Source organism: Arthrobacter sp. ISL-69 (assembly GCF_018613775.1).
Classification (GTDB): Bacteria; Actinomycetota; Actinomycetes; order Actinomycetales; family Micrococcaceae; genus Arthrobacter.
The window spans coordinates 69,286-89,370 of sequence record NZ_JAGGPO010000011.1 but is presented as its reverse complement, the minus strand read 5'-3'; the positions used below and the strand labels follow the sequence as shown (position 1 = coordinate 89,370).

Here is a 20,085-nt window from a genome sequence, read left to right as displayed (position 1 = left end):
GGGGAGTCCGGGCACTCCGGCCCTGACGAAACGGGCGGGCCGGCTATGAGGCCGGGAAGTGGGCGGCAACTGAGGAACAACGAAAGGACCAAACGATGACAACCAACGCGGAACAGACAGCCAACCTTGAGGCCATCGCCATTGTCCGGCTAATTATCCGGAATGAGGGGGACGCGGCGGCAAAAATCATGCTGACGGAAACGGAGGACCCGTTGCAGCTCGCGCGCGCCGCGTGCGGCCTGGCCGGTGCCCTGCTGCTGGGGCTTGCTCCCGGCCACGAGGAGGGCATCCTCAACAAGTACACTCACGCGTTTGTGCAGAATCCGGGGGCCGGGAAGTGATGGAAGACCGGGAACCGATGTTAACCTCAGAAGACCAGGCCGCGGCTATCCCGGCCGGCGTCCCGGCTGGTGATCCGCCGGACCCAACGAAACATGACGATACGGCCGGCGGTCGAGTAACCTCCCGCGGACCCGGACCGTCAACCGCCGGAGCGTCCGAACGCTACCTGGCGGCCGTCTACCGTCACGAGCACGGCGACCCTTACCAAGCTCCGGAAGAAGCGAAAGCGCGCGAAGCGCTCTCGGCCCTCATCCGGCGGACCTGGAAAGAAGACCGGGATATGACACGGGACGAACGGCGGCTGAAAGACCGGTACGACCGGATCCTCCGGAAGTTCGCGGACGCGGACCTTGAGGCGTACCGGGTGGCCACGGCGGGCAAACCAGACAACCAGAAAGGGCCGGGACAATGACATTCAATTCCAGCCGTAGTGAAATGTGGCGGGCCAAAGCGGCGGCGGAAGCGCAGGCCGCGCGGGGCATTGCCGAGAAAGCGGCGGCCGCGGGCCGTGACCTGACAGCCAACGAAAAGACAGCCTACGACGCGCACATGACGGCGGCACGCGGCGCGCTCGATTCCCTCAAGTCCGCGAAAGCTGACGAGTCGGTCCTGGAGCACGCCAAGACGCTGGCGGCGGAAGTGGGCGAACCTGCCGCGGTCGGCGGTTTCGACGGCCGCCGGAAAGGAGCCGGCTCCCGGTGGTCCAAGGCGGCGGCCGCGCGTGTTGCCGGGGCCCTCATTTCTGAGGCCGGCGGGCAGAAAGCGCTCGTTACCGGCACTATCGGGGTGCCGTCGCCGCTGGAAACTGACGTGGTCGCGCTGTCCACGACGCCGCGTTCCCTGCTGGAACTGATCCCGGTCAAGCCGATGGGCGGCGGGTTCGGCGTGGGCAACTCGTTCTCGTTCCTGCGGCAGACGGTCCGGACGAACAACGCGGCACCGGTCGCGGACGGGGCCCTCAAGCCAACTTCGGTGTTCAGCATTGCCGAGATTGACGACAGAGTGCGAGTGATCGCGCATCTTTCTGAAGCTGTCCCCGAGCGCTACTTCGCGGATCACGCGGCGCTTGAGGAATTCCTGCGCTCCGAGATGGAGGCCGGCATCCTGGACGCGTTGCAGGATCAGGTGGTGAACGGCGACGGGGAGGACGAGAACCTGACCGGCATACTTGCCACGTCCGGGATTATCTCGCAGGCGTTTGTGACGGACCGGCTGACGTCGATCCGTAAGGGCCTTACTCAGTTGCAGGCTACCGGGGTCACTCCTAACGCGCTGGTGTTGAATCCGGCGGACCTTGAGGCGCTGGACCTGCTCCGCGCGGACGGCGCAACGGGTGCGTTCCTGCTCGGTGACCCGTCGGCGGAGAGTGCCACGAACATTTGGTCCGTTCCGCGGATTCCGTCCAACGCCGTGGCCGCGGGTACTGCGCTGCTGGCGGACTGGAACCAGGCCGAAATCGTGGTTCGGGAAGATGCCACGCTTTCCCTTGACCGGTCCGGGGAGAACTTCACCAAGAACCTCGTAACCATGCGCGTGGAGGGCCGGTTCGGGCTGGCGGTCAAGCGGCCGGCGTCGTTCGCCGTGGTGGACCTGGCCGCATAGTGCGGTGGTGACGGCCGGGGCCCCTTCCATAACGGTTCCGGCCGTCGCCACAACAAGGAGTTAGGAGCGGCGAAGGTGTGCGAGCATCTCGGGCGTTGTCAGCAAGACACGCGGCGAGGACGATTTGGTCTGAATGACGATGCCGTCCAGTTCTCCGCCTTTGTCCAACAGGTCCGCGACCCATTTTGCGCGTTGTTTGTTGACGTATCCAATCTTGGTTGCGGCCCGGCTGGTAGTAATCGCGACCGCGTTGGCATCGTGTTCATTGTCTGCCTCACGCTTCACGGCGACGCGCTGGCCGTTCCGGAACTTGAAAGGCCTCTCGGGGTCCTCGTAATAGCCCATGCCAACGACACGGAACGCGAAAATCTGGAAATGGCGCAGGGCCAGCGTGTTGTAGTCGATCAGCTTCCCGTCAGGAAGGGCGAGGTCGAGGCCGTTGTCGGAAGTGACCAGTTTGAGAGGCGGCAACCCGTCCGGTCCGGCGACCAACTGGGCCTTGGCGTCGGCGGCCGAGATGTACCCGGCGCGGTACCCTTTCACGGTCTGCCCGGCGGCCTTGGCACGTTCTCGCTCCGCTTCGTAGAACTTGGCGGTCGCCGCCGATTGCTTGTAGCTGGTGGATTCCTTGTGGACTTCCGGTTGCCACTGCGGCGCTGGTCGCGCTGGCTGAATCGGTGTCGGCTGCGCCGCCCGGTCTACCTGCTCAACAGTCTTTTCGCTGACGAACGCCGATTTGAATCGCTCCCACATCCCCATGGCCTTGACTATAACGGGCCGGCGCGCTCTCCCTGGGGTAAGGGGCGTCGGAATCTTGCGGCGACGGCTGGATAACGCAAGTTGGCGGCAGTGATCTGTCTCCCCCCAGGGGTGGCCGGGGTCGCGCGCGTGGGCGCAAGGGGGTGTGCCGCCGTCTATAGACTATGGACAGAGAACTTGAGGGGGATTCACGTGGGGGACGTTCCATCGCGGTTGTCGGCCGGGGACTCGCTGGCCTGGTGGCGGGCACTCATGGAAAATGTCGCCGGCTTGCTGGAAGATGCCGCGTCGTTACTGGACCGCGGCTCTGCCGGCCGTGCGCTCTCACTGGTGGTCTTGGCCTCCGAAGAGCTCGGAAAGGCCGTCTGGGTCTATCGGGCCGCCCACGAGGCATGGGACGGTGTGGCGGACTTCGTGAGAGTCCCGGTGGACTTCGAGAAGTTGGCTCGGAAGCATCCACCGAAACTCAAGACGTCGGAGCGGTACAGATCCTGGCTGAAGAAGGACTTCACAGGTGAATGGCCGGCACGCGACGACGACGGCGACGGCACTGAATTCTCGGCAATCGCAGACGAGCTCAACGACTTGAAGCAGGCTGGCTTTTACGTGGATTGGAAAGCCGGCGTGCTGCGGCAGCCTTCGAACGTGGCTGCCCACGCGGCGGTTCAGGATGAATTGCGAGCGGTGGCCCAAGCCGCTCATCTACTCTATTTCGAGGACTGGTCCCGCGCTGTCATAAAATTCGACCAGTACCGCCCGGGCGACCAGCTGAGCCTCCGACTCGGGCTACTCGCACATCCGGAGTTGCATGAGCCGGGGGACGCTTCCACGTCTTAGGGGTGTGAGGTGGCTCCAAGCTGGTGTCCAGTGCTGAAATACTTGCCCTATGGTCTCAACTCAGAACTTTGTGTTCCGCGCCGTCTCCGAAACTCGACTCGAACCCGGAGATTGGGACTGGACGGCAATAAGCTCGATTGCTACGGGGGTTGCGGCCATTGTCACAGCTGTCACCATAGTTTTCATTTTCAAGCAGACACGGGCCACACGGAAGGCAGCGGAGCAGGCCGAGCGAAGCGCCGACGCGGCCTACCAAGCCCTGGAGCATTCGCAAAAGCAGTTGGACTACGCGCAACGTCAGCACATGCAATCTATGTACATGGCGGCAGAAGGCGTGAAGGCCAGGATTGACGCCGAGATGCCCCGCCTACTCCTGCAATCGGCGTCCGTTTATCCTGCCGAAGCACTAGACCAAAACGGAACTCCGGTTGTCTTCGTGGAACCTGGGGACGACAGCCGAGAACTAACGCACCTGATGAAATTCCAGATGAAGAACGATGGGCCCGGAAGCGCGAAGCTACGCTGCAGCGAACCCATCAAGTACCACACTGTGGATTCTGCCAGCCACGAATCCATTCAACAGTTGACTGAGGCGGAACAGGTAATACCGCTTGGCGTGGGGCACACGCTGAATGGCGAATACGTGGTGCGCAGGAGTGTTCGGGATTGGATAAATTCGTTCGAGGCGCGGGAGCGAAGAGAACAGTCAGAACAGCATCAATTCACTATTCGGAGCCTGACCGATGCCGATACTGGAGCCCACGAGTTGCACTACATCTCCCTGGCAGGAAGCGCTTTGGTGCCGCTGCCTCAACAAAAAGGCGCTTGGGTTCACCGGACCGCGGATGACATGAAGGAAAACCTGACTGCGTTCGTGGAACCTATTGAGCGCATGTACTTTCTCTCCAGGCGGAGGAATGAAAAGTTGCCAGAAATTCACTGGAAGTCCTTAGAGGAGACTCAGGCGTAGGTGGAACCGAAGAGGGAGGCTTCTCGGTTACGCAGGGCCACCCCATCGAACGGCCGCAGTAGCCAGCGCGGTTGGGTACATTTTGGGGACATGCGTTCCAGAATGGGCAAGATTTGGCAAGTAATTGGGTGACGGCGCACGGGCCTTTACGGCGCGTATTTCCGGGATTTTCGGGCTATTGAGTCCTGGACATGTCAGGGCCGACGCTGCCTGATTGTATCCGTGGGTCGTGGGTTCGATCCCCACAGGGCCCACTCTTTTAGCGAAGAGTGGAAAACCTCCGGCTTCCTGGTAACAGGAGGCCGGAGGTTTTTTGTTGCCCGGAACTAGTTTCCGTGCCCCTTCCCCGCGCACTTCGCGGCTGGGCTATCTGCCGGTGAGCGTCCACGAGCGCTTGGACAGGCCGAACCAGAAGCCGTCGATGGCCGTCTTCGCATTCAGGTCACCGGATTGGTACGCGGCACCCAATGCCACGTAAAGCGGCGCCCAGTGCTCGCTGCGCGGATGCGCCTCACGCGCCGCCGGCGCCTTGTGCAGGAAGTCGAGGATGGAATCGACGTCGCCGGCCTCCATTGTTTCCTGAGCCCAGTGGTCAAATTCGCTCGAAGCGGAGGGCGGGGCAGTGTCCGGTCCGCCGGCAGGGTTGAACCAGCGCAGGTTGTGCGTGGTGAAGCCGGAACCCACAATCAGCGTGCCACGGTCCCGCAGCGGCGCCAGCGTTTTGCCCAGGTTGAACAGGCCCTGCGGATCCAGGGTGGGCATGGACATCTGGAGCACCGGAATATCGGCCTCCGGGTACATCTCCACGAGCGGAACGTAGGCGCCGTGGTCCAGGCCGCGCTCCTCGTCGCGTTCCACGTGGTGGCCGTGGGTGGAAACGAGTTTCTCCACTTCGGCGGCGAGTTCCACCGCCTGGGGTGCGTTGTACGTGACGTCGTAGTACTTCTGCGGGAAGCCCCAGAAGTCGTAGACCAGCCCGGGGTTCCGCGACGTGGCGCTGAGCGTCACCGGCGCGTTCTCCCAGTGCGCGGACACCATCAGGATGTCCTTGGGCCTGCCGTATGTGCCGGACCAGGCGCTGAGCTCGCTGGTCCAACGGGCGTCGTCAGCCAGGGGAGGGGCGCCGTGGCTGAGGAAGAGTACCGGCGGGCGGTCAAGTGTCTGCGTCATAACTCCATTCTAGGACCTTTTAGTTGAATCTTCAACCAATAATTTTGAACTCATTTCGCCTCGACTAAGCGAGGCCGCCGTTGGCATAGATGGTCTGACCGTTGATCCAGCGGCCCGGACCCGCGAGGAATGCGATCAGCCCGGCGATATCGTCCGGGGTCCCCAGCCGTTCCAGGGGGTTCATCTGCGCGAGCCGGTCGATGGTTTCCTGGTCCTTGCCGTCGAGGAACAGGGCTGTGGCCGTCGGTCCCGGGGCCACCGCATTTACGGTGACGTCGCGGCCGTGCAGGGGCGGGAGGCCTTGTCCAGCAGGTCGGTCAGTGCCGCCGCCGGGGTCCAGCCGCCCGCCATCTACCGGATTTTTGGCGACATGCAGGGATTGCTGGGGGCTGTGGCCAGCTTCGGATTCAGTGAATATCTTGCGGAGAAGACCGCGGCGGCACCGGAGTCCGACCCCGTCGATGGCCTGCGGCGTGGCTGGGATGTGCATATCGGTTTTGGGCTGGGCCATCCCGCTGTGTACGCACTGATGTACGGGCAACCGGGCTCGGGGCCCGCCCCGCAGGCCGCAGCTGATGCCCTCGCCATCCTGCGGGGCCTGGTGGAACGCGTCGCCCAGGCCGGAAGGCTCGCCGTGGATGTGGACACTGCGGTGGGAATGATCCACGCGGCCGGCTGCGGCATCACTCTCAGCCTGATCGCGCTGCCGGCGGACCGCCGCGACCTGGCACTTGCCGGAAAAACCCGGGAAGTGCCAGGTCGCGATTACTGCCGACGCTGTGCCAGGGTCCGCAGCAGGCGACGTTTCCGGTTCGGCCGCCGCACGGCATGCTGTCGCGCTGAAGGCCACCTTGGGGGAGGCCGGCGCCGGGGCGGACGGGCTGCTGACGGCAGGGGAGTCGCTTCTCCTCGGGGAATGGCTGGACAGGCTCGCCAAAGCCTGAGGCTGCCATGCTCCGGGCGGGAAATGCGGTCCGATGTGATGCCGGACACTCACTTACGTATACTGAGTGGGTTTTTGCAGCCAATCTTGGGGCTTCCCGCACGCGTGGGGTAGTGGCCGGCAAACACCAACCGCCCACCAGAATCCCCAGCAGTTAGGTACCGCGCCCATGTCAGGTCGCCGAGCAGCAGGCCCGCAGCGCCACGGCCGATACCCCCGCAAGTCACCGTTCTTCTGGCCCCGGATACTGATGATCGTCGGCGTGACGGTGGCCATCGCCGTCGCCGCCGCTGCCGTCATCTGGATCACGGGCAGCCAGTCACCCCTGGCGGCCGCGCGCTGTGACGTCCCCGCTGAAGTCCGCGTCGGTGCCGACGCCACCATGGCCCCGGCCCTGCAAAGCGCGGCCGCTAAGGTGCCCGCCGGCGCCTGTGTGAAGTACACCATCGAAACGCAGACGCAGCCCGAGCTCGCTGCCGCGGTGACCGCGGGAAAGGATGCCCCGGACTTGTGGGTGGCCGATTCGGCGGTCCGGGTGCAGCGCGTCGTGACTGCCGCAGCGCCTGAGATCACCGTGCCGTCCCTCGCCTCGACGCCCGGCGTTATTGTCGGCCGCCAGGGGGAAGTCCCCGGATTCGCCACCTGGCTCAGCGCGCTGCAGGCTCCCGGCGTCAGGTTCAGCGATCCGCTGGTGACCGGCAGCGGGGAAGTGGCGCTGCTGGGGGCCCTCTCCGAAGTGGAGGCCGGCCGTGCGGAAGCCAAAACGCTTCAGGCCGCCACCGCCCAGCTCGCCCAGAGCGAGAGCCAGCGCACGGGAGAGAAGCTGACCGATGCCAGCCAGCTCGAGGCCGTGGCTTCCGGCGGGGGATTCGCCATCGTCACCGAGCAGGCCTGGCTGGCCTTCGCGCAGACGGCTCCGGGGGCCCGGCTTTCAGCGTCGATGCCGCACACCGGGTCCGTGTCGCTGGATTATCCGGTGGCCCTCACCGCTGCCGGCCGGGCCCGCGGCGGTGCCGCAGCTGACGCCGCCCAGGCGCTGGCTTCCGCCATGGCAACCGAGGACGGAAAGAGGGCGCTCGCCGACAACGGCCTTCGGCCCGCGGACGGCAGCCGCACAGCGGACCAGAAGGGCGTGGGCAGTGTTGCCGCCCTCAAGCCCGCTTCCGCGGAAACCGTGCAGAGGACGCTGAAAGGCTGGTCCCTCCAGGCCATTCCCTTCAGGTCGCTGGTGGTTATGGACGTTTCCGGTTCCATGAACTTCCAGGCGGGTGGACAGACCCGCATGCAGCTCACGCAACAGGCGGCGATCGCGGGCAGCAAACTGTTTCCCAACACCGCTGCGCTGGGGATGTGGGCGTTTTCCATCGGCCTCGGCGGCGGCAGCCAGGACTACGTGGAGCTCGACCCCATCCGGAAAATGGACCAGCTGGTGGGCGGCGTGACGCAGCGGGACCGCCTGGTGGCGGACATCTCCGGCCTGGACAAGCGGACAGGCGGCGCCACGGGGCTCTATGACTCGACCCTGGCCGCCTACCGGACGGTCAAGGCGAATTACGATGCCCGGGCTGTCAACAGCGTGATCCTGTTCACCGACGGAGCCAACGAAGACCCTGATTCCCTGAGCCTCGAGGAGCTGCTGGAGGCTCTGCAGCGCGAACAGGACCCGGCAAAGCCCGTGGTGATTGTCAGCATAGGCATTACCGAAGACGCGGACGCAGAGACCCTGCGGAAGATCTCCGAGGCCACCGGTGGCACAAGCTATGTGGCGAGGAATCCGCAGGACATCCCGAGCGTGTTCGTGGATGCGCTGCAGGCTCGAGCACAATAGCTTCATGGCCTACAGCAGCGAGCGGCGCCTTCCGCGACTTGAAGACGTGGCGGAACGCGCCGGCGTCTCCCACCAGACAGTGTCCCGGGTAATCAATAACCACCCCAATGTGAGCAAGGCGACCAGGGAGCGGGTCGAGGCTGCCGTCGCCGAGCTGGGATACCGGCGGAACACCGCCGCGCGCAGCCTGGTGACCCGGCGTTCGCACACCATTGGCGTCCTGGCCAGCGAGCTGTCCCAATACGGGCCAGCCAACACGCTGCTCGGCGTGGAGCAGGCGGCACGCAACGCCGGCTACTTCGTGAGCATCGCCGCCCTCCGGGAAGTCAGCGCGGATTCGATCACCGACGCTGCCCGCCATTTCATGGACCAGGGCGTGGACGGGATCGTGGCCCTGGTGCCGCATGCGGGAACCCTGCAGGCCCTGGAAGTTCTCAACCTGGACGTTCCGGTGGTGGTGGTCGGCTCCAGCGGAGAAGGCAGGTTCAGCGGCGCCATGGTGGACCAGAAACTGGGAGCCAGGCTTGCCGTTGCCCATCTGATTGAGCAGGGCCACAAGCGGATCGGTCATATCTCCGGACCCCAGGACTGGATCGATGCCGCTGAGCGGGCGGAAGGCTGGCGCGAGGCCCTCGCCCAGGCGGGACTGGACGACGACCTCCTCGTCGAGGGCGACTGGAGTGCCGGCAGCGGCTACGGGATCGGCCAGCAGCTTGCCGTTGAACGCGCTGCCACGGCTGTGTTCGTAGGCAACGACCAGATGGCCCTGGGCGTCCTGAGGGCCTTCGGCGAAGCGGGCGTGCGGGTGCCGCAGGACGTCTCCGTGGTGGGCTTTGACGACCAGCCGGAGGCGGGCTACTTCATGCCGCCCCTTACCACTGTCCGCCAGGATTTTGAGGAGCTCGGACGCCGCTGCATGGACATGATGCTGGCGCTGCTCGAAGACGGCGCCGTGGCCGGAACCACGGTGGTTGACCCCCGGATCGTAGTGCGCGCGAGCACCGCCCCGCCCGCCTGAGCACGCCCTCCTCCGGCCCGCCTGACCTGGCGATTCCTGCCGTTGACACCATTTGCCGTAGTGACCATGTCTTGACAGGTTGTTTGTTAGCGCTAACAATTAAGGACAGCCGCAGAGCAGCGGAGACTATTGGAGGAATTGATGGACGTCACAGCAGACGGTTCAGACAGCTATGTGATCGGCGTCGACTACGGCACGCTGTCCGGGCGGGCCGTGGTGGTCCGCGTCCGGGATGGCAAGGAACTGGGCAGCGGCGTATTTGAGTACCCCCATGCCGTGGTCACCGATGCGCTCCCGGCCGATCTGGCGGACGCAGCGGACGGAGCGGCCGCCCGCCTGCCCGGCGAATGGGCCCTGCAGGTGCCCAACGACTACCGCGAGGTGCTCCGCCGGGCAGTGCCCGCGGCCATCGCCGACGCCGGGATCGAACCCGCCGCGGTGGTGGGCATCGCCACCGACTTCACGGCCTGCACCATGGTCCCCGTCAAGGGCGACGGCACACCGCTGAACGAGCTTCCCGGATTCGCCAACCGCCCGCACGCCTATGTGAAGCTGTGGCGCCACCATGCCGCCCAGCCGCAGGCGGACCGCATCAACGCCCTGGCCGCGGAACTCGGCGAAAACTGGCTGCCGCGCTACGGCGGGCTGATCTCCTCCGAATGGGAGTTCGCAAAGGGCCTGCAGCTGCTGGAGGAAGACCCGGAAGCCTACGCCGCCATGGACCACTGGGTGGAGGCGGCTGACTGGATCGTCTGGCAGCTGTGCGGCAACTACGTCCGCAACGCCTGCACCGCCGGGTACAAGGGCATCTACCAGGACGGCCGCTACCCGTCCGAGGAATTCCTGTCCGCCCTGAACCCGGACTTCAAGGATTTTGTCAGCGCCAAGCTGGCGCACACCATCGGCCGGCTCGGCGATGCAGCCGGCTACCTGACGGCCGAGGCCGCAGCCTGGACCGGGCTCCCGGAAGGCATCGCCGTCGCGGTGGGCAACGTGGACGCCCACGTCACGGCGCCCGCAGCGAAGGCCGTTGAACCCGGGCAGCTGGTGGCCATCATGGGAACCTCCACCTGCCACGTCATGAACGGTGCCGAGCTGCGTGAAGTGCCGGGCATGTGCGGCGTGGTGGACGGCGGAATCGTCGACGGTCTGTGGGGCTACGAAGCCGGGCAAAGCGGGGTGGGGGACATCTTCGGCTGGTTCACCAACAACGGCGTCCCGCCCGAGTACCACCAGGCGGCGGAAGCGGCAGGCCTGGGCATCCACGAGTACCTCACGGAACTTGCCTCCCGGCAGGCCATCGGCGAACACGGGCTTATTGCCTTGGACTGGCACTCCGGCAACCGTTCAGTGCTGGTGGACCACGAACTTTCCGGCGTCGTGGTGGGCCAGACCCTGGCCACCAAGCCGGAAGACACCTACCGGGCTTTGCTGGAAGCCACGGCCTTCGGCACGCGCACCATCGTGGACGCCTTCCGCGACTCGGGAGTGCCGGTCAGGGAATTCATCGTGGCCGGCGGCCTGCTGAAGAACAAGCTGCTCATGCAGATCTACGCGGACATCACCGGCCTGCCGCTCTCCACCATCGGCTCGACCCAGGGGCCCGCGCTGGGCTCGGCCATCCACGCCGCCGTGGCCGCAGGTCATTACGCGGATATCCGCGCCGCTGCCGCTGCCATGGGATCGGAGCCCGGCAGCATCTATATTCCCATTCCGGAAAATGTCGCCGCCTACGAAAAGCTCTTCCAGGAGTACCGCAAGCTGCACGACTATTTCGGCCGTGGCACCAACAGCGTGATGCACCGCCTCAAGGCGATCCAGCGTGCGGCCAGGCCGTCATTTGCCGCCGCCGCCGGCGCTCCGCAGCAGAACGCCATCTCCGCCGACTCCGCTGCAGAGGGAGTGTCCGCATGAGCAACCTGCTGGAAACCATCGCGCAGGTCCGTCGCGAGGTCTGCGAACTGCACGCCGAGCTCACCCGCTACGAACTGGTGGTGTGGACGGCCGGCAACGTCTCCGCGCGTGTTCCCGGCCATGACCTGATGGTCATCAAGCCCTCCGGAGTCTCCTACGCGGACCTCACGCCCGAGAGCATGGTTGTCACGGATCTCTACGGCACTCCCGCGGAGGGCGAGTGGGGAAACCCGCCGTTCTCGCCGTCGTCGGACACCGCCGCGCATGCATACGTCTACCGGCATATGCCGGAAGTGGGCGGCGTGGTGCACACACACTCCACCTACGCCACGGCGTGGGCCGCCCGCGGTGAAGCGATCCCGTGCGTGCTGACCATGATGAGCGACGAGTTCGGCGGGAGCATCCCGGTGGGCCCGTTCGCGCTGATTGGCGACGACTCGATCGGCCAGGGAATCGTCGAAACCCTCCGGAACTCCACCTCACCGGCGGTCCTGATGCAGAACCATGGACCGTTCACCATCGGCAAGGACGCACGCTCCGCCGTGAAGGCCGCCGTGATGTGCGAGGAAGTGGCACGCACAGTCCATATTTCCCGCCAGCTGGGCGAACCGCTGCCCATCGACCAGGGCAGCATCGATTCCCTCTACGCCCGCTACCAGAACGTCTACGGCCAGTAGCGCCGCAGCCCACCCGCTTTTTCAGGAGAACCCATGAGCAACGCCAACAACACGTCCCTTGAGCAGTACGAGGTCTGGTTCCTCACCGGCAGCCAGCACCTGTACGGCGAGGACGTCCTCAAGCAGGTCGCAGCGCAGTCGCAGGAGATTGCCGCCGCGCTGAACGCGTCATCCGATGTCCCGGTCAAGGTGGTCTGGAAGCCCGTCCTCACCGACTCGGAGGCCATCCGCCGGACCGCGCTGGAAGCCAACTCCGACGATTCGGTGATCGGCGTGACGGCCTGGATGCACACGTTCAGCCCGGCCAAGATGTGGATCCAGGGCCTGGATCTGCTGCGCAAGCCGCTCCTGCACCTGCACACCCAGGCCAACGTTGAGCTGCCCTGGGCGGACATCGACTTCGACTTCATGAACCTCAACCAGGCAGCCCACGGCGACCGCGAGTTCGGCTACATCCAGTCCCGCCTGGGCATTCCCCGCAAGACCGTGGTGGGCCACGTGTCCAACCCGGAGGTCTCCCGCCAGGTGGGCGTGTGGCAGCGCGCCTCGGCCGGCTGGGCCGCCGTCCGCACCCTGAAACTGACCCGGTTCGGCGACAACATGCGCAACGTGGCCGTCACCGAAGGCGACAAGACCGAAGCCGAGCTGCGCTTCGGCGTCTCCGTCAACACCTGGTCAGTCAACGAGCTCGCCGACGCCGTACACGGCGTGGACGAGTCCGACGTCGACGCCCTGGTGGCGGAGTACGAGCGCCTGTACGAGGTGGTGCCGGAACTGAAGGCCGGGGGAGAGCGGCACGAATCGCTGCGCTACAGCGCGCGGATCGAACTGGGCCTGCGCAGCTTCCTCGAAGCCAACGGCTCCGCCGCGTTCACCACCTCCTTCGAGGACCTGGGCGAACTGCGCCAGCTGCCCGGCATGGCCGTGCAGCGGCTGATGGCCGACGGCTACGGCTTCGGCGCCGAGGGCGACTGGAAGACCGCCATCCTGGTCCGCGCCGCCAAGGTCATGGGCTCCGGCCTCCCCGGCGGTGCCTCCCTGATGGAGGACTACACCTACCACCTCACCCCCGGCCAGGAGAAGATCCTGGGTGCGCACATGCTCGAGGTCTGCCCGTCGCTGACCGCCACGAAGCCGCGCGTCGAGATCCACCCGCTGGGCATCGGCGGCAAGGAAGACCCCGTCCGAATGGTGTTCGACACCGACGCCGGCCCGGGAGTCGTGGTGGCCCTGTCCGACATGCGTGACCGCTTCCGCCTCGTGGCAAACGCCGTCGACGTGGTGGACCTGGACGAACCCCTGCCCAACCTGCCGGTGGCCCGCGCGCTGTGGTCGCCCAAGCCCGACTTCGCCACGTCCGCCGCCGCATGGCTGACGGCCGGAGCCGCGCACCACACGGTGCTTTCCACCGCCGTCGGCATGGACGTCTTCGAGGACTTCGCCGAGATTGCGAAGACCGAACTGCTGACCATCGACGAAGGCACCACCATCAAACAGTTCAAGAAGGAACTGAACTGGAACGCCGCCTACTACAAGCTGGCCGGCGGGCTGTAGCAGCCCACTCCGGCGGCCCCGGTGGGGGCCGCCGCGGCCCATAAGCCCGTGGTTCCACCCTTGCCGCCTGCCAGCCCTCCCGGGCCGGGCGGGCGGTTAGCGCGTGCCGGCGTCCGGCGGAGCTGCCGTTGAACTCCGCACGATCAGTTCGGTGGCGAGCTCCACGGACTGGGGGCTTTTCGGCGCATGCCCGATCTGCTCCACCAGGATGCCTACCGCCATGGCGGCCATCATCGGCTTCTTCATCGCCGGCCAGAAATACCTCATCAACGGCAACGCCACCACCGGGCTGAAATAGTCCCGTGAGCCACAACTGCCCGCCGAATCAGAATTGGGCCGCAAGTAGAAGGGGCAGCGGTGCGGTGGCCGGGGTTGTGGTGATGGTGTTGCTGTCCAGGGTGACTGCCCCGTTTAGTGCCAGGGCGCGGCCTTCGATGGTGACTCCGGTTGTCACTGTGATCGATGCCAGCGCCATGATGGTCCCGGCGATGGAGGATCCGGTGCCCAGGGTCGCGGAACTGCCGACCTGCCAGAAGACGTGGGAGGCCTGGGCGCCGTTGATCAGCTTGACGTTGCTGGCCGAGGCTGTGGTGAGGGTGGAGCCCATCTGGAAGATGAAGACCGCCTCGGGATCGCCCTTGCCATCGAGTGTCAGGGTCCCGCTCAGCGCGAGCGAACTGGCGGAGCTATAGACCCCGGCGTTGAGTGTGCGGCCCACCAGGTCCCCCGCGGCTGCCTCGGTCGGGGTGCGGCCGGCGGCATCATTGTAGGCGGCCTGCAGGTCCGTATGGGCGGCGCCGGCCTGCGCATCGGCGGAGTGGGTGGTGCCTTCCAGGGTTCCCGGCGGGAACCCCGTGATCGCTGTTCCCGGGCTGACTCCGAGGTTCCCGCCAAGGTTCGTCGGGCCGGTATTGGTCACCGTCGAAGCGCCCAGCACCGAGAAACTCCCCGCAGCGCCCAGTCCCACCATCGCACCCGAGGCATGAGCCGGAGTAGGCGTTGACAGAAGGCCCGCAAACAGCAGGTGCATGTCAGCCCTGCGGCGCAGACAACTGCTGCCCAACGGGCCGTTCCGGGACCTTCTTCTGCAGCATTGGTCCGAAGCATATTACTAAACATCATGGTCTTCCCCCAGGTTGACTGCCCCCGCGGGTGTTCCCGCCGGAGACTCATAGTGATCAATACGACGTTGTGTTGGGACGGGGCGTTGATTAGGCCGTAATCAGCCCTTTTGCTGGTGCTTCGACGATTCCGGGCATGCTGGCGCCCGCTCTGGTCTGGGAGAGCTGCGCGATCGCGCTGGGCGTGTTGAAGGAGTCGCCGGATACCGGCTTCCGGCCTGCCATTAATTACTGGATCTCTGCGTAGGAGCGACCCTAGAGAATACGTTCTGTGGCCCCCACCATGAACGAATATCACCAACGACGTGGTGTGTAGGCCCCCACACTGAACCTCATCCAAGTTGAAGTCAATAGGTCGCGCTGACTCATAGAAGGTGGGCTCGTGGAGGGTGTCGAAGAATCATTTGGTGATGCCTGCGTAGCGTGTCCGGGTGCCATCGGCGCCGGGGCCCGGCTCCCGGGCCCGGCGTGTCCGTGGCCTTCTCTTGACGGCGGGCGGTTCCAGCCCTAAGAATGGGTTTCTATAACGTTGTAGAAACCTAGAAACGAGGATGTTTACGTGGGCACTTCCGAACACGCCACCGCCAAGATCACCCTGGATCCCGCCTTCACCGTGGGGCCGGTCCGCCGCCGCACCTTTGGCGCCTTCGTGGAACATCTTGGCCGTTGCGTCTACACCGGCATCTTCGAGCCGGGCCATCCGAAGGCTGACGCTGACGGCTTCCGGACCGACGTCCTGGAACTCACCCGCGAACTGGGCGTGTCCACGGTCCGGTACCCGGGCGGGAACTTTGTCTCCGGTTACCGCTGGGAGGATGGCGTTGGGCCGGTGGAAGAGCGTCCGGCGCGCCTCGACCTGGCCTGGCACTCCACCGACCCCAACCATGTGGGGGTGGACGAGTTTGCCAAATGGTCCGCCAAAGCAGGCGTCGAGCCGATGATGGCCGTGAACCTTGGCACCCGCGGGACCCAGGAAGCCCTCGATCTGCTGGAATACTGCAACATCGACGGCGGGACGGCGTTCTCCGATCAGCGCCGGGCCAACGGGGCCGAAAACGGCTACGGCATCAAGATGTGGTGCCTGGGCAACGAGATGGATGGGTTCTGGCAGATCGGCCACAAGAACGCCACGGAGTACGGCCGGCTGGCGGCGGACACCGCCCGCGCCATGCGGATGGTGGAGCCGGACCTGGAGCTGGTGGCCTGCGGAAGCTCCGCCCCCACGATGGACAGCTTCGGCGAGTGGGAGCGGGTTGTGCTGACGGAAACCTACGACCTGGTGGACCTGATCTCCGCACACCAGTACTTCGAGGACTTCGGCGACCTGCAGGAACACCTGTCCTCCGGCCACCGGATGGAGGCCTTCATCAAGGACATCGTGGCCCACATCGACCACGTGAAGTCGGTCAAGAAGTCCGCCAAGCAGGTGAACATCTCCTTCGACGAATGGAACGTCTGGCACATGAGCCGCGACGAATCCAAGGCACCCACCGGGAAAGACTGGCCCGTGGCCCCGGTGCTGCTCGAGGACCGCTACACCGTGGCGGACGCCGTGGTGGTGGGCGACCTCCTCATCACGCTGCTCCGCAACACCGACCGCGTGCACTCCGCCAGCCTGGCGCAGCTGGTCAACGTCATCGCCCCGATCATGACCGAACCCGGCGGCCGCGCCTGGAAGCAGACCACCTTCCACCCGTTCGCCCTGACGTCACAGCACGCCAAGGGCACGGTGCTGCAGCTCGCCGTCGAATCCCCGCTGCTCAGCGGCGGCAAGACCGCGAACTTTGCCGCCCTGTCCGCCGTCGCCACTTTCGATGCGGACGCCGGCGAGGCGGTGGTGTTTGCCGTGAACCGTTCGGCAACGGACGCCCTCACGCTGGACGCCGCCGTCGCCGGTCTGGGGAACGCCAAGGTTGTTGAAGCGGTAACCTACACGAACAAGGATCCCTACTGGCAGGCGACGGCGGATGACTCCACCTCGGTGCTGCCCGGCGAGAACGTCAGTGTCCAGGTCGACGGCGGCCGGCTCACCGCCGAGCTTCCCGCGGTGTCCTGGAGCATGATCCGCCTCTCCGTCGACGGAGTCGGACACTAGGCGAGAGGGAACCCGGCGCCGGAACTAGCTCGCAAGGAGCGCCGGATCCAGGTGGACGGGGGCGTCCAGGTCGCGCAGGCAGACCAGGGCGTCCCCTTCCACGTGCAGCCGCGCCGCATGGATGCTGGTGCGTTGTTCACGGACCGCCCGGGCCGGGTCCGCCAGGCCGTTGGCCATTTCGGTGTCCTGCCACTCCGGGTGCGTGAAGTAAAAGATGTAGGCGTGGTCGCCCTGGGTGACCACGTCGGCGTGCCTGCCGTACGTGGCGTCGTCCGCCCCGGCGCCCGGCGCATCCAGGATGAGGCCGTTGTTGGCTTCCTGCCGGGTCCAGGCGAGGCCGTCCGCCGAGCGGTGCACGGCCTGGCCGCGCCACTCGTCCACCACCATCCAGTACCAGCCGCCCAGTCGGAACACGTTGGGACCCTCATGGGAAGGCAGCCCGATCACCTGCCCCTCGGCGCGCCAGCGGCCGACCGTTTCCCGGCGCCCGGGGCGTCCGACGGCGATGCTGCCGCTGCCGCCGTCCGCTTCTTCCCGGAGGGCCGGACCCTCCCAGACCGCCGACCAGGTGGTGGAGCCGTCCACCTCATCCTTGAACCAGAGGCGCGGACGGCCGTCCGCCACCACGGCGAAGGCTGCGTCAATGACGTTCTCGGAACCGACATCCACCCGCCCGCGGAACTCCCACTGCTCCAGGTCGGGGCTGGTGAAATGCACCAGCCGCCGCCGGGTCTGCTCGGCCCAGGTGCGCGGAGCGCCGGCGCCCCAGGTGAGGAACATGTGGTACCTGCCGTCATGCCACACCACCTCCGGGGCCCAATGGGTGTTCAGGCCGGGGGAGTCCTCCGGATCGAGGCCCTCCACCACGCCGCGGTACTGCCAGCTGGCTCCTGCGTCCGAGGACACCGCGATTCCGATCCTGGTGCCGGTGATCCAGTCCACGCCATCGGTGGCGAGCGTGGCGCGGCGGGCCGTGTAGAACATCCACCACTCGCCCGTGCCGCGGCGGTGGATGACCGTGGGGTCGGCGGCGCCGTCGAACACCGGGCAGCGGAAGAGGGGAGAGGCAGCGGACGGCATGGCGGTTTCCTTTGTGAAGTGCTGGCGGAGGGCCGGTTCGGATGCCGCGGCCGAATCCATTCTATAACGTTGTAAATGTTGCGGAAAGGGCAAAACCGGAGCGCGTCTGCAACGATGTAGCTGAAAGTGTTGACGGGGAAGGGAATCACCTGTGGCTGTGACCATGAACGACGTTGCGCGCGCCGCCGGCGTCTCGTTGAAGACAGTATCCAATGTGCTCAACGACTACGAGTTCATTCGGCCAGCCACCAAGCAGAAGGTGCTGGACGCCATCGCCGAGCTGGGGTACGAGGCCAACCTGACGGCCCGGAGCCTGCGTTCCGGCAAAACCCGGATGCTGGGACTGGTGCTGTCCGACCTGTCCATTCCCTACTACGGCGAGCTTGCGTCCAGGCTGATGACCGTTGCGGCCAGCCGGGGCTACCGCGTCCTGGTGGAGCAGTCCGGCGGCGTCGCGGGACACGAGCTGAGCGCGCTCCAGGGTCCGTTCCGCCAGCTCACGGACGGGCTGCTGTTCACCCCGCTGACCCTCGATGTCGACACCATTGCCGCGCACCAGGGCACCAAGCCGATCGTGATGCTTGGGGAGCACATCACGGATTCGCGCTTCGATCTGGTGACCATGAAGAACGCCGAGGCCGCGGAAGCCATCACCGCCCATCTCCTGGCCGGGGGCCGGCGCCGGATTGCCGTCCTGGGCGCGACGGCGGGCGCCACGACGGACAGCCCCGGCCTGCGCCTGAACGGCTACCGGAAAGCGTTGGAGGCTGCCGGGGCGGAGTTTGACCCGGACCTGGTGGTGCAGTGCGACTGGCGCCGTGACGGCGGGGCCTCCGCCGTCGGCAGCCTGCTGGACAGCGGAGTCCGGTTCGACGCCGTCTTTGGCCTGAATGACGCGATGGCGCTCGGTGCCTTGCACGAGCTCCTGGTCCGCGGCATCAGGTTGCCGGATGACGTCGCAGTGGCGGGCTTTGACGACATCGACGAGGCACGCTTCGCCTCCCCCTCCCTCACCACGGTGTCTCCCGGGATGGAGGAGATCGCCGAGCGGTCCATCAAGCTGCTCATCGACCGGATCGAAGGTGCGGAGTCCGCCCCCGGGGGACTCCACATCGAGGCGGGTTTCGAACTTAAGGTGCGGGACTCGGCCCCGTACGGTCCGGGCGCGGCCCGCGGCGTTGTGGGACCGGAGCGGGCGTAATGTTCGGCGAATTAGCGCACGTTTGAGTTGCTTAATTTGGACTCGTGGGTAATCCTCTTATAAGGCCAGCCTAACCTTGGCTGCGGATATTTGAGGCTCCACGTTCATGACAGCAAACTATTTGATCGGCCTGCGCGAAGGCCTTGAGGCGACTCTCGTCGTCGTACTCCTGATGGCCTATCTCATCAAGGCCGGACGGCGGCACCTCCTGCCCCGGCTCTGGGCGGGCGTCGGATTCGCAGTTGCCGTGTCGGCGGGATTCGGGGCTTTGCTCACCTTCGGCCCGCGCGGACTCACGTTCGAAGCGCAGGAAGCCATCGGTGGCAGCCTTTCCGGCGTGGCCGTGGCGCTGGTGACCTGGATGGTGTTCTGGATGGCCCGCACCGCCCGCACCCTCGGTGCCGAACTCCGCTCGCACGTGGACAGGGCTGCGGGCGGCGCCGGCTGGGGCCTGGCCGCCGTGGCCGCGCTCGCCGTGGGTCGCGAAGGCCTCGAGACTGCCCTGTTCCTCTGGGCGGCCACCCAAGCCGCCGGGCAGTCGGCAACTCCGCTGCTCGGTGCCCTCCTGGGCCTGGCGACTGCCGTCCTGCTCGGTTTCCTGCTGCACCGCGGAGTCCTGAAGATTAACCTCGGGGTGTTCTTCACCTGGAGCGGTGCCGCCCTCGTCGTCATCGCAGGGGGTGTTCTCGCCTACGCTGTCCACGATTTCCAGGAGGCCGGAATCCTTCCCGGCCTCCACAGCCTGGCCTTCGACGTGACGGCGGCAGTCCCGCCGTCGTCCTGGTACGGAACGGTACTCAAAGGCACCCTGAACTTCTCGCCTGCCACCACCTGGCTGGAAGCGGCGGCCTGGCTGCTGTACGTCCCTGCCGTGCTGTTCTTCTACCTTCGCGCCAACCGCCGCACCCGCGTCTCCCCGCAGGCCGAAACATCCGCCCGGACTGCCGTCGCGGCCTCCTGACCCACCACTCCCG

At 66.0% G+C, this 20,085-nt stretch carries 21 protein-coding genes, 1 tRNA gene and 1 pseudogene; 16 read left to right on the top strand and 7 right to left on the bottom strand.

What is annotated here, in order from left to right; genetic code table 11:
- Positions 1 to 95 precede the first annotated feature (95 nt).
- The 3 genes from J7I79_RS06980 to J7I79_RS06970 are packed head-to-tail and all read left to right on the top strand — an operon-like array spanning position 96 to position 1,944.
- Positions 96 to 341: a hypothetical protein gene (locus J7I79_RS06980; protein WP_214951710.1), complete on the top strand. Its 246-nt coding sequence runs from the start codon at positions 96 to 98 to the stop codon at positions 339 to 341.
- A gap of 17 nt (positions 342 to 358) precedes the next feature.
- Positions 359 to 754: a hypothetical protein gene (locus tag J7I79_RS06975; protein WP_214951708.1), complete on the top strand. Its 396-nt coding sequence runs from the start codon at positions 359 to 361 to the stop codon at positions 752 to 754.
- Positions 751 to 1,944: a phage major capsid protein gene (locus J7I79_RS06970; RefSeq protein ID WP_214951706.1), complete on the top strand. Its 1,194-nt coding sequence runs from the start codon at positions 751 to 753 to the stop codon at positions 1,942 to 1,944. Before J7I79_RS06975 ends, J7I79_RS06970 begins: the two co-directional genes overlap by 4 nt.
- A gap of 60 nt (positions 1,945 to 2,004) precedes the next feature.
- Here J7I79_RS06970 and J7I79_RS06965 read toward each other — a convergent pair whose 3' ends face one another.
- Positions 2,005 to 2,703: an HIRAN domain-containing protein gene (locus J7I79_RS06965; protein ID WP_214951704.1), complete on the bottom strand. Its 699-nt coding sequence runs from the start codon at positions 2,701 to 2,703 to the stop codon at positions 2,005 to 2,007.
- A gap of 90 nt (positions 2,704 to 2,793) precedes the next feature.
- Here J7I79_RS06965 and J7I79_RS06960 point away from each other — a divergent pair, with 90 nt between their 5' ends.
- From J7I79_RS06960 to J7I79_RS06950, 3 genes are all read left to right on the top strand, one after another.
- A complete protein-coding gene (locus tag J7I79_RS06960) occupies positions 2,794 to 3,540 on the top strand; it encodes an AbiV family abortive infection protein (RefSeq protein ID WP_311380546.1) in 747 nt (248 codons plus the stop codon).
- Between the two features lie 49 nt (positions 3,541 to 3,589).
- Positions 3,590 to 4,510 carry a hypothetical protein gene (locus tag J7I79_RS06955; protein ID WP_214951700.1) on the top strand — a complete coding sequence of 307 codons (921 nt, stop codon included), beginning with the start codon at positions 3,590 to 3,592 and terminating at the stop codon, positions 4,508 to 4,510.
- A gap of 140 nt (positions 4,511 to 4,650) precedes the next feature.
- A tRNA-Thr gene (locus tag J7I79_RS06950) sits at positions 4,651 to 4,764 on the top strand.
- Between the two features lie 112 nt (positions 4,765 to 4,876).
- Here the strand turns inward: J7I79_RS06950 and J7I79_RS06945 are convergent.
- On the bottom strand, positions 4,877 to 5,680 hold the full coding sequence (locus J7I79_RS06945) for a dioxygenase (RefSeq protein ID WP_214951698.1): 804 nt from the start codon (positions 5,678 to 5,680) through the stop codon (positions 4,877 to 4,879).
- 64 nt (positions 5,681 to 5,744) lie between these two features.
- Entirely contained in the window at positions 5,745 to 5,969 is a 225-nt protein-coding gene (locus J7I79_RS24920) for an SDR family oxidoreductase (protein ID WP_396020176.1), read from the bottom strand.
- Between J7I79_RS24920 and J7I79_RS24915 the strand changes: the two are divergent.
- The 7 genes and pseudogenes from J7I79_RS24915 to araA all read left to right on the top strand — a co-directional run.
- A pseudogene (locus tag J7I79_RS24915) lies at positions 5,964 to 6,020 on the top strand (hypothetical protein); the annotation flags it as partial. The gene J7I79_RS24920 and the pseudogene J7I79_RS24915 sit on opposite strands and share 6 nt — an antisense overlap.
- A gap of 439 nt (positions 6,021 to 6,459) precedes the next feature.
- Positions 6,460 to 6,624 (top strand): hypothetical protein, encoded by a 165-nt coding sequence (locus J7I79_RS06935; protein WP_214951694.1) that lies wholly within the window; start codon positions 6,460 to 6,462, stop codon positions 6,622 to 6,624.
- Positions 6,625 to 6,792: 168 nt separating this feature from the next.
- Complete coding sequence (locus tag J7I79_RS06930; RefSeq protein ID WP_214951692.1) at positions 6,793 to 8,451, top strand: substrate-binding domain-containing protein; 1,659 nt, start codon at positions 6,793 to 6,795, stop codon at positions 8,449 to 8,451.
- A 4-nt stretch (positions 8,452 to 8,455) separates the two neighbouring features.
- Positions 8,456 to 9,469: a LacI family DNA-binding transcriptional regulator gene (locus J7I79_RS06925; protein ID WP_104176170.1), complete on the top strand. Its 1,014-nt coding sequence runs from the start codon at positions 8,456 to 8,458 to the stop codon at positions 9,467 to 9,469.
- Positions 9,470 to 9,610: 141 nt separating this feature from the next.
- Entirely contained in the window at positions 9,611 to 11,383 is a 1,773-nt protein-coding gene (araB, locus tag J7I79_RS06920) for a ribulokinase (protein WP_214951689.1), read from the top strand.
- On the top strand, positions 11,380 to 12,060 hold the full coding sequence (locus J7I79_RS06915) for an L-ribulose-5-phosphate 4-epimerase (protein ID WP_214951687.1): 681 nt from the start codon (positions 11,380 to 11,382) through the stop codon (positions 12,058 to 12,060). The genes araB and J7I79_RS06915 overlap by 4 nt, the downstream gene beginning before the upstream one ends.
- A gap of 33 nt (positions 12,061 to 12,093) precedes the next feature.
- Positions 12,094 to 13,614, top strand: coding sequence for an L-arabinose isomerase (gene araA / locus J7I79_RS06910; protein WP_214951685.1), 1,521 nt, complete (start codon positions 12,094 to 12,096; stop codon positions 13,612 to 13,614).
- Between the two features lie 96 nt (positions 13,615 to 13,710).
- Here the strand turns inward: araA and J7I79_RS24570 are convergent, their stop codons facing one another.
- The 3 genes from J7I79_RS24570 to J7I79_RS24565 all read right to left on the bottom strand — a co-directional run bounded on the left by J7I79_RS24570 (position 13,711) and on the right by J7I79_RS24565 (position 14,960).
- Entirely contained in the window at positions 13,711 to 13,836 is a 126-nt protein-coding gene (locus J7I79_RS24570) for a hypothetical protein (protein ID WP_285291311.1), read from the bottom strand.
- A gap of 103 nt (positions 13,837 to 13,939) precedes the next feature.
- On the bottom strand, positions 13,940 to 14,644 hold the full coding sequence (locus tag J7I79_RS06905) for an ice-binding family protein (protein ID WP_214951683.1): 705 nt from the start codon (positions 14,642 to 14,644) through the stop codon (positions 13,940 to 13,942).
- Between the two features lie 181 nt (positions 14,645 to 14,825).
- Positions 14,826 to 14,960, bottom strand: coding sequence for a hypothetical protein (locus J7I79_RS24565; protein ID WP_285291310.1), 135 nt, complete (start codon positions 14,958 to 14,960; stop codon positions 14,826 to 14,828).
- A gap of 334 nt (positions 14,961 to 15,294) precedes the next feature.
- Here J7I79_RS24565 and J7I79_RS06900 point away from each other — a divergent pair, with 334 nt between their 5' ends.
- Positions 15,295 to 16,830 carry an alpha-N-arabinofuranosidase gene (locus J7I79_RS06900; RefSeq protein WP_214951680.1) on the top strand — a complete coding sequence of 512 codons (1,536 nt, stop codon included), beginning with the start codon at positions 15,295 to 15,297 and terminating at the stop codon, positions 16,828 to 16,830.
- 24 nt (positions 16,831 to 16,854) lie between these two features.
- On the opposite strand, the gene J7I79_RS06895 is transcribed toward J7I79_RS06900, so the two are convergent.
- Positions 16,855 to 17,970 carry a family 43 glycosylhydrolase gene (locus tag J7I79_RS06895; RefSeq protein ID WP_214951678.1) on the bottom strand — a complete coding sequence of 372 codons (1,116 nt, stop codon included), beginning with the start codon at positions 17,968 to 17,970 and terminating at the stop codon, positions 16,855 to 16,857.
- Positions 17,971 to 18,061: 91 nt separating this feature from the next.
- Here J7I79_RS06895 and J7I79_RS06890 point away from each other — a divergent pair, with 91 nt between their 5' ends.
- Both J7I79_RS06890 and efeU read left to right on the top strand, forming a co-directional pair.
- Positions 18,062 to 19,111, top strand: coding sequence for a LacI family DNA-binding transcriptional regulator (locus tag J7I79_RS06890; RefSeq protein ID WP_214951676.1), 1,050 nt, complete (start codon positions 18,062 to 18,064; stop codon positions 19,109 to 19,111).
- Between the two features lie 106 nt (positions 19,112 to 19,217).
- Positions 19,218 to 20,072, top strand: coding sequence for an iron uptake transporter permease EfeU (gene efeU / locus J7I79_RS06885; protein WP_214951674.1), 855 nt, complete (start codon positions 19,218 to 19,220; stop codon positions 20,070 to 20,072).
- Positions 20,073 to 20,085 lie beyond the last annotated feature (13 nt).